Here is a 16,008-nt window from a genome sequence, read left to right on the forward strand (position 1 = left end):
CGCCCGCAGTAAAAACTACAGAATTTCAACCACTTCCAGCCAACCGTGTTGACCACAAACCGCCCCTCCTTTCAGCCAACGGCGCAGCATATCTAATGCCAGCATGGCGCTGCTTTCTTGGCGGATGCGCAAACTATGGCGACTTGCCTGATAAGCTACCGTCTGGGCAAAAGTCCCATCAGGGGTATGCAGTGCCACACTCAGGCGATCGTTTTGCATGGCGCTCACTGCTAACACCACCTGAGCACCACACAGCATTGATAATGACTGCGCACGGCCAGCAACCTCATTTAATGACTCCTGGCAATGCGCCGGTAATAACTCGCCCCCAGCCAAAGGTGCAGCGGCGCTTTGTAACTGCCAATGCAACAACCCACCGGTAAATTGTTCACTGACGGCTAATAACAGCCCGCGTTGAGTCAATTGTTCACTCAACAATGCCGGTAAGCCCCGCGTACCTTCGAATATGATGCTCTCACCCGCGACCGCCTTGACCTGTTGCCAGATTTCCTCCATCGCCGCTTGCTGCGAAGCTGGCCCGGTTAGCTTCAATTCAATAATGGGGGCGGATGAGCGATAGCCTAGCACCGCGCCGTCCGGGAGTAGCAGTGAATCTAACTCAAGGGCCAAATCACTTTCCGAGCGGCCAAAGGTGGTCATTCGCAAACATAATGGCGGTTCAGCCACATCAAAATGTTGACGTAAGCGTGGCATAATCTGCTGCTCAACCATCACTTTAAATTCTGACGGCACACCGGGGGTGAAAAACATCAAACATTTATTGAGCCGTAAAGCAAAACCACACGCGGTTCCGACCGGGTTATCCAGCATTTCGGCATTGGCCGGAATATGCGCTTGTTTACGATTGGTCGACGACATTACCCTGCCGCGCTCTTTAAAGAATGCTTCCATCCGCGCAATCCATTCCGGATGCTCGATAAGCTCCGTTCCGGCTGCACGCGCCGCTGCCAAAGCACTTAAATCGTCACTGGTCGGCCCAAGCCCCCCGTTAACAATCAGCACATCAGCCACCTGGCTCCGCTCCGTCAGCACTTCAATAAGAGACGCGAGTGAGTCACCGACTGTTTCCCGGCTGCTGATTGGCAAACCCTGATTAAATAAATAATCTGCCAGCCATGCGGCGTTGGTATCAATAATCTGCCCATGCAGCACTTCATCCCCGGTACTCAACATCTCAACTCTGATCATTTTCTTCTCCGTCGATGCTTATGCATTCACTTTAAGAAGCCAACCGCATAAACACAATCGTTATCCATTATCAGAATGAAGAACGATGGTAAAAGTCGATATTTCAGCGCCTTAAGAATCGTAATGATAAGTTTACAGTGCGCGTAACGCCGATTTGACACAAATGAGGCAATCCTCTACTCTGCTGCACTTTATCATGCTAATAAATTATCATGTAGTAGAGGAAAGCGTGAAGAATCGCACTCTGGGCAGTATATTTATCGTTGCGGGCACCACTATTGGTGCCGGCATGTTGGCAATGCCACTGGCGGCGGCGGGAGTCGGCTTCGGCGTCACCCTCGTATTATTGATTTTTCTTTGGGTATTAATGTGTTACACCGCATTACTCTTGGTGGAAGTCTACCAGCATGAGGCGGCCGATACCGGGCTGGGCACCCTTGCCAAACGCTATCTCGGTAATCGCGGTCAATGGCTCACTGGTTTCAGCATGATGTTTTTGATGTATGCGCTGACTGCCGCCTATATCAGCGGTGCAGGCGAGCTACTGGCAACCAGCATCAGCCAGTGGACTCAGCAATCATTCCCAACCTATCTCGGTGTATTATTGTTTACACTTGTGGCTGGCGGTGTGGTCTGTATTGGCACCCATTCAGTTGACTTATTTAACCGCATCCTATTCAGCGCCAAAATTATCTTCCTGATAGTCATGCTGTCATTGATGATGCCGCATATCGAAAAAACCAACTTATTGACCTTGCCGCTGGAACAAGGGTTAGCGCTTTCTGCTATTCCGGTCATATTCACTTCATTTGGCTTCCATGGCAGCGTGCCAAGTATTGTTAATTATATGGGCGGTAATATTCGCAAGCTGCGCTGGGTGTTTATTATCGGCAGTGCGATCCCATTAATTGCGTATATTTTCTGGCAGTTAGCGACATTAGGGGCGATATCCTCCCATACCTTTGTCGGAATATTGGCGCAGCAAGCCGGGTTGAATGGGTTATTACAAGCGGTGCGCGATGTGGTGGCCTCACCCCATGTTGAGCTGGCGGTTCATCTGTTTGCAGACTTGGCGCTGGCGACCTCATTCTTGGGCGTTGCATTGGGGCTGTTTGATTATCTGGCTGATTTATTTAAACGCCGTAACTCAGTGCGGGGCCGTCTGCAAACCGGCGCAATTACCTTTGTACCGCCGCTGCTGTTTTCGTTGTTTTACCCCCGTGGTTTTATTATGGCGCTGGGCTTTGCCGCCGTGGCCTTATCTGTCTTAGCCTTAATTCTGCCCGCGATGCTGGCGTGGAAAGCACGTAAAGTCCATCAGGGAAATTATCGCGTCTGGGGCGGAAAACCCGCACTGGCGGCGGTATTTGCCTGCGGCGTGCTGGTCATTGGTATTCAGGTGGGAATTGTTACCGGTGCATTACCCGCAGTCGGGTAATTCAGCGAATAAATACAAAAAGGCGCATATCCTGTCAGGAGTGCGCCTTTTTTTACAGAAAATAGTGTTAAATCAGAAGTTCAGGCCAGCGCCGATATACACGCCATCCGCCAGGCGGTTATCGCGACGCCCTTCTTTACCTTCCATATTAATATAGCGATAGCCGACATCAACAGTCAGCGGGCGGAATACATTCCAGCGCAGGCCGCCATTGGCTTCACTGTAGGATTTCATCCCACTGGTCAATTCTTCCGGCGCGAAATAGCCCTCGCCATATAAGCTGAATGACTTGTTGATTGGGTAAGTTAGCCCGCCGCCAATCGCGACTGCGCCACCACTGCTACCCTCTTCCGGTGACATATAAATGCCTTTCCCGCCGACAGTGGCCATCAGTGGGCCAATAGGTAAATTGAAGCCCAAGCCCATACCGTAGATATCACCGTCATGGTCACTGCGAGCCCAATTACCACTGATGGCTAAACCGCCGGTGTTAGTGCCAAGGCCGAATCCTAAATTGGTGTAATGACGCCCGGTTTCGGCATTAAAACTTATTGCACTGGCGGAACCTGCAACAAACAGCAAGCTAGCTGCACAGGCGATTAAATGCTTATTCATATTGTTCTCTTATGATTCGTGATGTCACCCGTGACCCGCTATTGGCCGACAGATTTTTCCTGTACCAAGTTTAACTGAAAAAAACAGCATGAACACACGTAAAAACCGATTAAATACCACAGTATTTCAAATGATTGTAAGTCATTGTGTGATTGAAATTGGTTATACCCTAAATAATTCGAGCTTCAGGCAGGCGGCAAGTGAGAGAGTCCCGATGAGCTTACTGTGTTGTAAGTGATTCCGGTGACAAATCGGTCGAGAACCGATTTGAACGCTGTTTGCAGCGGCCTCGCAGAGGCGAGGCCCATGGACGGGCCGAGTAACGAAAGTAGCCAACGCACATGCAGCTTGAAGTATGACGGGCATATGCAAACAATGATAACAATAAGGCGTACCTATTTGCCGAATACCACTAATAAGGCTACAACTAGTGTGGAGATCAAGGAATAACTCGCTGATGTTGTTTAAGTTATTATTTTACCAATCAGACTTTTGGCAAAATGTAATGCTTTAAAACACCCGAAAAGCAATCAATTCAACAGAAATACTGGAGAAAATGATGAGCAAAAAGAAAGGATTAACCACCGCAGCGGGCGCCCCCGTCGTTGATAATAATAATGTCGTCACTGCTGGCCGACGTGGCCCCATGCTACTGCAAGATGTCTGGTTCTTAGAAAAACTGGCCCATTTCGATCGTGAAGTTATCCCAGAGCGCCGCATGCATGCTAAAGGCTCTGGCGCTTACGGCACATTTACTGTCACTCACGACATCACGAAATATACGCGCGCAAAAATTTTCGCCGAGCCAGGCAAACAAACTGAAATGTTTGTGCGGTTCTCTACAGTGGCAGGCGAACGCGGTGCTGCCGATGCCGAACGTGATATTCGTGGCTTTGCCATGAAATATTATACCGAGGAAGGCAATTGGGATTTGGTCGGCAATGATACGCCAGTATTCTATTTACGTGACCCATTGAAATTCCCCGATCTGAACCACGTAGTGAAACGCGACCCGCGCACCAACCTACGCAACCCAATTTATAAATGGGATTTCTTCTCTCAACTACCCGAAGCTCTGCATCAGCTCACTATCGATTTCAGTGACCGTGGCCTGCCGAAATCTTATCGCCACATGCACGGATTCGGCAGCCATACCTTCAGCTTTATCAATGCCGCCAATGAGCGTTTTTGGGTTAAATTCCATTTCCGCTGCCAGCAAGGCATTGAAAATATGATGGATGATGAGGCTGAAAAACTGATTGGGGCGGACCGTGAAAGCTCTCAACGCGATTTATATGAAGCGATAGAACGCGGCGACTTCCCGCGCTGGAATCTACAAATTCAAGTGATGCCAGAACATGAAGCATCACAAACCCCGTATAACCCATTCGACCTGACCAAAGTGTGGCCGCACGGCGATTATCCGCTGATTGATGTTGGTTTCTTCGAACTGAACCGCAATCCAGAGAACTATTTTGCTGAAGTAGAACAAGCCGCATTCAACCCTGCCAACGTGGTGCCGGGGGTCAGTTTCTCTCCTGACCGTATGTTGCAAGGCCGCCTGTTTTCCTACGGCGACGCGGCACGTTATCGTTTAGGGGTTAATCATCACCAGATCCCAGTGAACAGTGCCAAATGTCCGTTCCATAATTATCACCGTGACGGCGCTATGCGCGTTGATGGTAACAGTGGCAATGGGGCGACTTACGAGCCAAATAGTTTTGGTTTATTCCAGGAACAACCTGATTTCAGTGAGCCGCCATTGACATTAGAAGGGGCCGCAGATCACTGGAATCACCGCGAAGATACTGATTACTTCTCACAACCTCGGGCGTTATTCAACTTGCTCAGCGCAGAAGAACATCAGCGGATGTTTACCCGTATTGCGGGTGAGTTGTCGCAAATTCCTGAAGAAATTCAACGCCGTCAGATAGCATTATTTACACAGGTTCACCCGGATTATGGTAATGGGGTGAAGAAAGCGCTGGGGTTAAATTAACGTTTTTTGTTTATCACTATTAGGTGGACGGGTTCGGTTAATATCAGTTTTGCGATCAGGTTCGGTTGTTAAAGCAACTGAGTTTACTTAACCTCCTATGAACCAACTGGCAAAGGGGCCATAAGCGTGGCCCCTTATTCAATCCCGCGCTTGCGCGAAATATTGCCCTACGGGTAAACCGCCTGCGTCCTTCGGGCTGACGAGCCAGCGCGATTCGCAATCCATGCTCAAGCGCGCTTTTCGCGGGCGTCCATGCCCGCTCACTCTACACCCTCCATCCTTGTCGGCAATATTCCTGAATGCGCTCAACATCAAAAGCCAATTCAAAACCTTGTTTTTAGGTTTTGAAGTTTAAAAGCACATTTGAGCCGCCGAGTGAAGAGTGTAGCAAGGGAAATCCGCCATGAACGGCGGATTTAGGCGTCACGCGGAGGGACCCGCGTAAAGCCGTCCCGCCAGCGAAATGATGAGTGAGGGAACCCACACAGTGGGCTAGCGATACGTGCGCCAGCGCGGGATTCCACAAGGGTGCGCGCCCGCACCCTTTGGCGGTTGAAACTATGGAAGTTAAGTGAGCCGTGAAATTTTAACAACCGAACCCGATCAATCATCAACCGAACCCAATCACCAATTCAATTCAATTCAATTCAATTCATCTTAACCACAAAATCAGCCACATCCCGCCGCGAGACCTTAATCCCACCCTTTTTAAGTTCCGCCGGTAAGCGGTAAAAAGCCACCGGGCGCTGGAATGTCGCCAGTTGTGGTGCTAACCAGTTTGCTAACACGGCATCATCCACGGCCTCATCGGCATCAATCACCGCCACGGGCCGGTGACCAAATTCACTATCAGCAACAGGAATAACAAAAGCTTGCTGCACCCCCGGATACTGCAACAAAACGCGCTCAATATCCTCAGGTTGAATACCCTCGCCGCCGCTGAAAAACAAATTATCCAGCCGCCCAAGAATCCGCAGCTCGCCTTGCTGCCATTCACCACGATCGCGCGTATGGAACCAACCTTCGCTGTCAGTTATGGGTTGCAATTCACCCTGTTGCCAATAGCCCGCAGCCAAGCAATCTGCTTTCGCCCAAACCTCACCCTCAACCAACTTCACTTGCCGCCCTGCTAGCGCCACACCTACACCGGGCATGCCGTCAGCGCGTTTGGCACACAAGGTCGAGGCTAATTCCGTCAAGCCATAACCACACCAGCAACGAATCCCACGAGCTTCGGCTTGCTCGGTCAGCGCAGTCGGGATAGTCGCGCCCCCTAGCAACACCTCTTTCAAGGTGAGCACCGGGTCTGGACTCTCCAATAAACGCCAAAGTTGGGTGGGCACCAGTGAAGCATGGCTGCACCCCACCAACGCGTCAGATAGCGGCATCCCCGCTCGCACCACTAAGCCCGCCCCGGCACTTAGCCAGCGCCAGACAATACCCTGCCCCGATACGTGAAATAACGGTAATGACAGCAACCAACTGTCATCCGCCGTAAAATTCATCAATCGCAAGACGCCGTGAGCGCTGGCCAGATGGGCCGCCAATGTGTGCACCGCTGCTTTGGGTAAACCAGAGGAGCCAGAGGTCAATGTCATGGTCGCCAGCCGTTGGCTATCCCAGGCAACAAAATCTACCGCGCCATGCTCAGTATTGAAATTCAACGGAATAAAGCTGAGTTGCGCAGGGAGCGGATCAGCCAGATTCAGCATAAAATCAATATTCAACTGTGGCAAAAGTTGCGCCAACAGTGGCTCTGGCAATTGCGGGTTGAGGGGCAATACGCGAGCGCCGCACTGCAAGGCCGCCAGATAGGCCAGCAGCAGTGAATCACTGTTTTTGCCGCGCAGCACTACGCCACAGCCGGGCGTCACTCCCTGCTGTTGAAAACTCGCCGCCAGATTATCAATATCAGCCGCTAATTGTTGCCAACTGATCCGTTGCGACCCCGAGCGAATAGCTGTCGCCCGAGGCCGCAGATTGGCCCAGTATTTCCATGGCGATAAGTATTTCCATGGCGATAAGTGTTGCCGTGGAAATAAATACTTCCAAGGCCAATCACTTAGCTGTGCCATAGCACGTCCAGTTGATCGTCTGTCAATAGCGGCAGAGTGCTGTCCGGCCACTGACGAACAACTTGCGCCTGCATCAGGTTCAAGGTGTCCAACCCCGGCACTGTTGCTGGGGTTAACCACGCCGCCAATCGGGCCAGTTGAGTCAGCCCCAAGCTCGACTCGATGCTTGAGCTGATAACTGCCACCAACCCCGCTTGATGTGCTTGCTGCACCAATTGCTGGCAACGCGCGATGCTGCCCACCAATGTCGGTTTGATGACAATCGCCACCACACCTGGCTCGGCTTCTACCTTGAAATCCGCCTCGCGCACACTTTCATCCCAGGCGATGGCGATGCCGGTATCACGGGCAAACTCACGGGATTCGGCGCGGGTTTTGCAGGGTTCTTCTAAAAACGCAATGCGGGAGCGCAATTCGGGATTGACATACTTGGCGAAACCCTCGGCTTTGGCCCGCGTCCAACTGCGATTGGCATCCAGCCGCAGTTTCAAATCAGGTAAAGCCTCCAACAGCACATTAACAATCATGCCATCGCGCACCGCTTCATACAGCCCGACTTTTACCTTGGCGACTTTCTCGCCCGGCAAAGCCTGTAGCACCGCGAACAACTCGTCTGGATCGCCAGTACACAGCGGGGCTTTGCGGTAATCCGCCGTCAACGGCAATAATTCATCAAGCTCCGCCAGTGCGCAACTGAGGCCAAAATCCACCGAGGGCAATGAGCTGAGTTCCGGCTTTTCGCCATTTACCCAGCGCTGTAACTCAGTGATAGCGGCGGCTTGCGCCTCTGGCAAGGTTTCCTGGCTGAACTCTGGTAAGGGAGCAATTTCCCCCCAGCCGGTCTGCTCGCCTTGCTGCAATTTCACCAATAATCCATCGCGGCTTTTTAGCCGCTGATGCCGCAGTATCACCCCAGCTTCCATCGGGATGCTATAGCGGTAAAGTGTGGCCGCGCGCATTACGGATTACGCTTGAATTTGCTGAAGTCTGGCTGGCGCTTCTCATTGAATGCATTACGCCCTTCCTGACCTTCTTCTGTCATATAAAACAACATGGTGGCGTTGCCGGCCAACTCTTGCAGGCCCGCCTGTCCATCGCAGTCGGCGTTCAATGCCGCTTTCAGACAGCGCAGCGCCATTGGGCTGTTTTCCAGCATTTCACGGCACCAGCGCACCGTCTCTTTTTCCAGCTCGGCAACAGGCACCACGGTATTCACCAGCCCCATATCCAATGCTTGTTTAGCATCATACTGGCGGCATAAGAACCAAATTTCGCGCGCTTTTTTCTGGCCAACAATGCGCGCCATATAAGCCGCGCCCCAGCCGCCGTCAAATGAACCGACTTTTGGCCCAGTCTGGCCGAAAATGGCATTATCAGCAGCAACAGTCAGGTCGCACATCATATGCAATACATGCCCGCCGCCAATAGAATAACCGGCAACCATTGCTACAATTGGTTTCGGGCAAGTGCGGATCTGGCGCTGGAAATCCAGCACATTCAGATGATGGGTACCACTGGCATCCTGATAGCCGCCGTAGTCGCCACGAACTTTCTGATCACCACCGGAACAGAAGGCTTTTTCGCCCTCACCGGTCAAAATGATGACGCCGATATTGTCATCATAGCGGGCATCAGCCAGCGCCTGAATCATCTCTTTCACCGTCAATGGGCGGAATGCATTACGCACATGAGGGCGATTGATGGTGATCTTGGCGATCCCATCACTGGATTTGTGATAACGAATATCTTCAAACCCGGCAGAGCAATCTTGCCATTCGATGGCGGCATACAGCTGTTCTTCGCTCGGATAAAGCATAGTAAGCATTCCTTTAACGGGATGGTGGTGAAAATGAAGACTGTGATAAAAATGAAAGCACCTGCGCGGCAAATGCGCCGGGGTTCGCCCGATGAGCATTGTGTCCGGCACGAGCCAGAGTGCGTAATGGCAGTGGGTATTGGCGGGCCAATTGCTGGAATTTGTGGTCGCGCTCACCGCACAAATAGGTGTATGGGACATTAAGCCGTTGCAGGGCCGGTAATAACCAAGGTTGATGCCCAAGTGAGGTAGCTTCCAGCATATCAGCCACCGCCGGGCCATGATTATTGGCGCGCTCCGCCACTAATTGCTCGCGTTGTTGCGAATCTAAGTCAGCAAATACCGCCTGCTGATACCAGTCGGTGAGCACTTGTGGCAAAGGTTCATGGCGAAAACGTTGCGCCCATTGGCAATCTTGCTGAAAGCGCGCTTCTCGCAGCTCATCACTTTCCAGCCCAAGGTTGCCCCCTTCGACCAATAACCCTTGCAGACCAACAGGATTTCCATAACAAGCATGAAACATCGCGATTCTACCGCCTAAAGAATAGCCCGCCAGCCAATATTCGCGAATGCCATTAGCTTGCAATGTTTCGCTTAACTGGCGGCTGATATCTTCAAAGCTAGTGGTCGTCAGAGCCACAGAGTTGCCGTGGCCCGGTAAGTCGATGAGCAGTGAGGGAATGTCACCGCATAATTCTGCTACGGGCAGCCAATCCTCGCCGCTTCCCAACAAACCATGCAACCAAACTAACCATGGCCCGCTATGTTGCCGCGCCGAGGATTGGGGATGTGGGCTGAGTTTTCGGCATGCCAGCGTCATAAATGAGCCACCTGTTGCGCCAGTTGTTGCAGCGTCTCTGCCCCCTGGCTCGGCGGCACCTGTATTTCAATCAGTGTGACTCCGCCGTGGTGCCAGCATTGTTCTACCTGTTGCTGGAGCATCAGCCAGCTCTCTGGGCGGGCATAACCTAAGCCAAACATCGCGGCGGCATGCTCAAAACTCACATTTTGCGGCATGCAATAAAAACGCTGGCGGTCAGCTTCTGGGGTGGGCAGCAGAGAGAAAATCTGCCCGCCATTATTGTTCACCACCAACAACACCATTGGGGCTGAACTTTGGCGCAATAAAGCCAGCGCATTAAGGTCATAGAGGGCGGATAAATCCCCGACAATAGCCAGCGTCGGCTTGGCGGTGGCGCGCTGGACACCGGCGGCGGTCGACAACAAACCATCAATGCCACTGGCACCGCGATTACTGTAAACCGGGTAGCCCACCGGTAATTGACCAAGCGCATCAATCAAGCGGACAATCAAACTGTTACCGACAAAAAGCTGCCCATTTTCGGGTAATAATTCAGCCAGCAGATGGGCAATCGCCGCCTCACTGAATTGTTCATTTAGCGCCTCGGCGACATGCGCATGAGCATTTTCCGCCCCTATAATTAGCTCGGTAGCCCAAGGGGTTCGGCGCTGTGCTGGATGCTGTTTCAGCCATTCATTCACCGGAGAAATAATTCTGCGCCCACGGTGATTGGCGGGATCAAGGCGGCCCGGTAAGTTATCGACCAGCCAGTATTCTTGCGGCTGGCATTGTTCTTGCCATTTCAACAGGTGCTTGCCAGTCAGGCTGCTGCCAAACTGCAAGACAATCTGCGCCTGCGCCAGCACGCGCTGTGCGCTCGGATGTTCAATCCATAGCTCCGCACAAGGTAGCGGTTGACCGGTCTGTGACAGCACATCGCCAATCAATGGCCAGCCGAGTAATTCTGCCCATTCGGCGAGCTGTTCGCCCTCTTCTGCCGTCATACGCCCGGCAATAATGACCCCGCGCTTTTGACGCCAGAAAAACCAGTCAGCTTGCTGAATTTGCGGCAAATAACCGGATTGGCGCAACCAAGGATGGCAATCTTGCCACCAGTCACCCAAGGTGGCAGACCAATCGGCATAGAGTTGCTCATCACCGCCATAGAGTGGTTCGGCAAACGGGCAGTTAATATGCAGCCCGCCATGGTGTAATTGCGCCATCGCACTGTCGAGGGTGGAAACCAGCCAACGCGCAGGAATATCTGGCGTCGGCCGTGGCAAATTAAGACTTAATGTCGGGTGGCTGGCAAACAGCCCTTGCTGGCGAATGGCCTGATTAGCTCCGCAATCTATCAATTCTGGCGGGCGGTCAGCGGTCAATAAAATCAGGCGCTCACCAGTCAACCCGGCTTCAATTAAGGCCGGATAAAGGTTGGCCGCCGCCGTGCCGGACGTGACAATCACCGCCACTGGCTCAGTGGAAGCTTTTGCTAATCCTAATGCCAGATGCCCTAAGCCGCGCTCATCAAAATGGGTATGGCAAACCAGCGAGGGATTTGCCGCCGCCGCTAAGGTTAGCGGTGTCGAGCGGGAACCCGGCGCAATACAGATATGACGCACACCGTGGCGACTTAACGCCTCCAGTAGCAATGCCGCCCAACGACGGTTAAAAACGCTTGTCGACATGGTTCGCCCAAAAGTCAGTTAACAGACACTGCAATCCCGATAATCAGCATGAGGAACATGCTTTCCTCTGAAAAAGCCCGGAGTGACTGATTAATAGTAAAATTCTTATCATTATCTCCCCAAAACCGGCATAAGAGCCATAATCCGACCACATAGTGAATGCGGTTAATGATTACATTTTAGGATTATAATTTTCATTAGTCAGCAAAGTATGTAACCCCGCCAATTTATTGTTAATTTCTTGCCATTCCTGTTCAGCATCCGAACCGGCGACAATACCGGCACCGGCATACAGATGAATTTGGCTGTCGTCCAGCCATGCCGAACGCAGTGTTACAGTGAATTCAGTTTGTTTCAGGGAGAGGTAGCCCGCCGAACCGGCATACCAGCCACGAGAAAAAGGCTCATTTTCGCTAATAAACTGGCGGGCAACATTGCGTGGCAGCCCTGCCACCGCCGCCGTCGGTTGCAGCCGGTATAGGCAATCAGCATCATTGGCGCGGTTAAGCTGCGCATGAATACGGCGGCGCAAATGCTGCACTTTTCGCAAGCGAATAATTTCTGGTGGCATGACATCCACCGCCACCACCCCGCCTTGTAAGCGCTGGCAAATGTCATCAACCACCAGCAAATTCTCGCGCTGATTCTTTTCATCATGCATCAACCAATCAGCCAACGCAGTGGCTTGTGCCGTGTCGTTATCATTTGACGTGGTTCCCGCCAGAGCTTCTGTTTCCAGGTGATGAAGCTGGCGCAAATACAGGCGCTCAGGGCTGGAGCCCAAAAATGCTCGGGAGCCATCAAAGCGCAGCATAAAGTGAAAACAGTGATGATTGACCTGCCGACTGGCGGCCATAAAAGCCGCGCAAGAGAGCGGTTTATCCAGCCGCAAGCGGGTCGCCCGCGCCAGCACCACTTTCTCCATTTTTTGTTGCTCAATATTGCCCAAAGCCTGCTGAATAAGGCGGCTCCACTGCGGGTATTCCGGCATATGGCTGGCATTTTCAACCACCACGTCCAATGCAGGCAGGGGTTTGGCGATAACCAGTTGATCAATAAAGGCGATGGCGAGCAAGGCGTCTTGTGCGAGGGAATAGTCACTGACCAGATTAAGAGTCAAATGGGTATTGTTACCGCGCCGCAAAATTTCAATACGCGGTAAAAATAAGAAACTAGTTTGGGTTTGCTGCGGGGCTTCAGCAGCGGGTGTGGCAATATTTGCTGTTTCGGCAATATTTGTTGCTTCGACAATAATAGTGACCGGCTCAAACGCATTCAGTCCCCAAATGCGTAAACCCGCCACAGCACTATGCTGTTGGATAAATTGATCTGCTGATGCTACATCATTAAATTGCCGGGTTTGCCCACAGACGGCAGCCTCTTCATGACCATCGCGATGATGCCAATAGAATTGAGGAAAATGGCCTTGTGCGGCAAGCCATTCAAGCAATTGATTACCCACTTGTCCCGGCGCGGGCAAGATAATTTGCCGAATACCGGCCTGGTCAGGGAAACCGGCACGTAACTTTTGCCGTAATTCGCCCAACAAACCAGAAAGTTGCTTCACGACCACCTCGGCAAATCAACAGAAAGAGTGGGATTATACGGGCCATGAATAATAAGAAAAGTCAGATTGAAAAGTTATTGTTAGTTATCACACTAATTTTTGATGTCGATGCAAATCTTTACCTCTTAATAGGGGGAAAGGGCAGGAATCCCCCCCTGCCCTCTGTATTGAATTAAAACTCCCAACGCAGGCCAGCATTCACTTGCCAATTAGTGTTGATATCACCGCCGGAAGATTTTTCCACATCAAAATAAAAGCGAGAATTGTTATCCTCAGTTAACTGGATATTGGTTCCTACACCGTAGGTTACCCAGCTATCCTTACCCTCTTGTTTAGAGACTAAGGTGGCGTCTTTCCCGCGAATAGTGACATTGCGATCACCGGCAAACTCATGCAGTAAATCGACTTTTAGATAAACATCATTTTTACTGTTTTCCTCGAAGCGATGCCCTACCCGCACCCCAGCACGACCGATCACACTATTAATATTGTCCTGCTGGATCTGTAGCCCACTGCTGGTAGTGTAGTTGGCTTTATCAATATGGGTGTAAACCAGTTGCCCTTGAGGCTCGATAAAATTGCCGTTACCGATTGAAAACTCACGACCATATTCACCACTCGCACTCCAGGCCCAGTTGCTCGCCGCACCATGATCAGCAGTGCCCAGTGTATTTCGGTAATCAAAATCGCTCTTCAGGTGGCTGTATTTCAATACCAAATCGACATAATCCTGCTTCTCAGGCCGATTCCATGAACCATAAAGGCTGCCGCCGTAGCTTTTGTTATCGCCTGAACCTTGGTCAAAGGTAGATTTACCGGTCAGATAATGAGCAGCCAACCCTGTTGTCCAGATGCCGTACTCATTCTCATTTTTGTGGTCATAACCTAGCTGATAAAAGTGATATTGGTTTTTAAAATAACTGCCCTCATCACTCTTCATCTCACCGCCTTTATAACGCAACCAAACTCCATTTTCCTGTTGGTCATTTCTTAATTCACCCAAGCGTTTGTTAAGGCTATCAATTTCAAGGCGAGCGGTTGCGGTGGTATAATTGACACTGGCATTCGCCATCGCGGTATCACTCCCGGCACTGAGTTTTTTATCCACGCCGGTAACATACCAGTTAGTCCCAAACTGACTTTGCGGATCTCCGTCTTTAATATCCGAGCGGAGAATAGGCTTATAGTCATAAACATATTCGTTGGTAATATCTATCTGATCATAAGCTTTAAAGCTGACATTATTGGCAGCATCTGCCACCCAAATATCTTCACTCAAATCGCTAAATTTATTGACGTTCAGTGCTTCAATATAGTGAGTCCCGCCAGTGCTACTGCTGACCACTTCAATAAAATCACTGCCATTTCTGCGCTGGTCATCGGTTTTACTGGTGTTCACGTCAACCAGGAAAATACCTTCATTGCCTTGTAAGTCATAAATTTTGACACTTTCATTCTGACTTTTATTGGTGTGAAGGTTAAAACCATGCAAATTAACGATACCGTATTTTTGCAGATTTAATGCGCTGATTTCTGCATTAACTGCATCGGGTATCCACTGCGCTTTATTCATTAACGTCACATCCAATTTACCCGCCCAGGTATTATTGGTTGCATTATAGGTATTGAACTCGGTACCGTGCCAATAAGAATTGCCGCCATTTAATACGGCGGTAATTCTGCTACCGGTATCAAATTCACTGCCTAAGTCCAGATTACCCAATAAATTAACTTGATAATTACCCGATTGGTTAATTGTTACCTGACCACCGCGCTTGCCGCTAACAGCATCACTTTTCGAGCCACCACTGGGGTAATGTTCATTATGATCCAACGCCTCCAAAAAGTTTTTGGCGTAGGTGTTAATATACACATCCCCTTCATTGGCGGTAATTGTAGTGCCAACTCCCGTCGCATACAGGCCATTATTTGCAGTGGTTCCGGTACTTGCCCCGCTGGTATCCATTTCAACCAGGGAATTGATATACACTTTGCCATTGATGGTTACCTGTGAACCATTAGAAGCAAACAGCGCCGTGTTATTATGATGATGACCATCACCCACGCTCAGGTTATTGTTGAAACTGAAATTATTGATTGAAACCGCATTATTTTTATCAACTGCCAGACCAAAGAAAGCGGAATACGGACTCAAGGGTGAGGTGTTATTGCCCTGTATATCTACCGAGTAATCTCCAACGTTATAACTTTTACCGCTGGCTTCCGTTGCGCCAAGATAAACCTCAAGCGAGGTGTTGGGATTATCAACATTGACCTTCGCGGTGTAATTGCCATCACCATAAATAGCATCGGATAATTTCACCGAAGTGGGGCCGATACTGCTCGCTGAGTAATCCAATTCAATACTTTCAGCTATGCTGGAACCTGACCAAACAACATGGCTGATAATTGTAGATAAAAGTAATGGACGAAATAATTTAGATGCATGCCTAACTTTATGCATTTATACACACTCCGCATTAAATTAATATCACACAAAAAGCCTATGACATTTATTAAAGTTCACCCTCCTCTATTAAGTAATAAAATACAAGACGTAAATTGTAACTGACAAATATAGATGGCATTATTAATAAAATAAACCTTCTGTCAATATAAATGTGCATTTTTATGCATCTTTACATTTTTAATTATGACTTAACACCGCCGTTATTTCCCTAAAAAATAATTAATATCTTTATAAAAATTAAATTAAATATAACTATCAACAAAATGTTTTATAAAAAAACATCACATTCAAATAACAAATTATAATGTTTTTTTTAAAAACAATCTCCT

At 50.0% G+C, this 16,008-nt stretch carries 11 protein-coding genes; 2 read left to right on the plus strand and 9 right to left on the minus strand.

The window, feature by feature from the left end; translation table 11 throughout:
* Window positions 1–15: 15 nt before the first annotated feature.
* Window positions 16–1,209, minus strand: coding sequence for a nicotinamide mononucleotide deamidase-related protein YfaY (locus OVO64_RS02615; protein ID WP_038631877.1), 1,194 nt, complete (start codon window positions 1,207–1,209; stop codon window positions 16–18).
* Window positions 1,210–1,438: 229 nt separating this feature from the next.
* On the opposite strand from OVO64_RS02615, the gene tyrP reads away from it, so the two are divergent.
* A complete protein-coding gene (gene tyrP, locus OVO64_RS02620) occupies window positions 1,439–2,647 on the plus strand; it encodes a tyrosine transporter TyrP (protein ID WP_267248600.1) in 1,209 nt (402 codons plus the stop codon).
* 72 nt (window positions 2,648–2,719) lie between these two features.
* Here tyrP and OVO64_RS02625 read toward each other — a convergent pair whose 3' ends face one another.
* Window positions 2,720–3,262: a YfaZ family protein gene (locus tag OVO64_RS02625; RefSeq protein ID WP_038631872.1), complete on the minus strand. Its 543-nt coding sequence runs from the start codon at window positions 3,260–3,262 to the stop codon at window positions 2,720–2,722.
* Between the two features lie 559 nt (window positions 3,263–3,821).
* On the opposite strand from OVO64_RS02625, the gene OVO64_RS02630 reads away from it, so the two are divergent.
* Window positions 3,822–5,261 (plus strand): catalase, encoded by a 1,440-nt coding sequence (locus OVO64_RS02630; RefSeq protein ID WP_172667598.1) that lies wholly within the window; start codon window positions 3,822–3,824, stop codon window positions 5,259–5,261.
* 647 nt (window positions 5,262–5,908) lie between these two features.
* Here the strand turns inward: OVO64_RS02630 and menE are convergent.
* The 7 genes from menE to OVO64_RS02665 all read right to left on the minus strand — a co-directional run bounded on the left by menE (window position 5,909) and on the right by OVO64_RS02665 (window position 15,673).
* Entirely contained in the window at window positions 5,909–7,336 is a 1,428-nt protein-coding gene (menE, locus tag OVO64_RS02635; RefSeq protein WP_267248601.1) for an o-succinylbenzoate--CoA ligase, read from the minus strand.
* The gene (gene menC, locus OVO64_RS02640) at window positions 7,324–8,295 is read right to left on the minus strand and encodes an o-succinylbenzoate synthase (protein WP_038631866.1); all 972 of its coding nucleotides are present in this window, start codon (window positions 8,293–8,295) and stop codon (window positions 7,324–7,326) included. The genes menE and menC overlap by 13 nt, the downstream gene beginning before the upstream one ends.
* Complete coding sequence (gene menB, locus OVO64_RS02645) at window positions 8,295–9,152, minus strand: 1,4-dihydroxy-2-naphthoyl-CoA synthase (protein WP_038631864.1); 858 nt, start codon at window positions 9,150–9,152, stop codon at window positions 8,295–8,297. Before menB ends, menC begins: the two co-directional genes overlap by 1 nt.
* Before the next feature lie 13 nt (window positions 9,153–9,165).
* Window positions 9,166–9,972, minus strand: a complete 807-nt coding sequence (gene menH, locus OVO64_RS02650; RefSeq protein WP_038631862.1) for a 2-succinyl-6-hydroxy-2,4-cyclohexadiene-1-carboxylate synthase — start codon at window positions 9,970–9,972, stop codon at window positions 9,166–9,168.
* Complete coding sequence (gene menD / locus OVO64_RS02655) at window positions 9,969–11,642, minus strand: 2-succinyl-5-enolpyruvyl-6-hydroxy-3-cyclohexene-1-carboxylic-acid synthase (protein ID WP_038631860.1); 1,674 nt, start codon at window positions 11,640–11,642, stop codon at window positions 9,969–9,971. The genes menH and menD overlap by 4 nt, the downstream gene beginning before the upstream one ends.
* Before the next feature lie 172 nt (window positions 11,643–11,814).
* Complete coding sequence (locus OVO64_RS02660; protein ID WP_038631858.1) at window positions 11,815–13,209, minus strand: isochorismate synthase; 1,395 nt, start codon at window positions 13,207–13,209, stop codon at window positions 11,815–11,817.
* Window positions 13,210–13,381: 172 nt separating this feature from the next.
* Window positions 13,382–15,673 carry an autotransporter outer membrane beta-barrel domain-containing protein gene (locus OVO64_RS02665; protein WP_145510239.1) on the minus strand — a complete coding sequence of 764 codons (2,292 nt, stop codon included), beginning with the start codon at window positions 15,671–15,673 and terminating at the stop codon, window positions 13,382–13,384.
* Window positions 15,674–16,008 lie beyond the last annotated feature (335 nt).

Origin of the sequence: Yersinia sp. Marseille-Q5920, from assembly GCF_946902935.1 — a bacterium.
GTDB classification, from domain to species: domain Bacteria; phylum Pseudomonadota; class Gammaproteobacteria; order Enterobacterales; family Enterobacteriaceae; genus Yersinia; species Yersinia rochesterensis.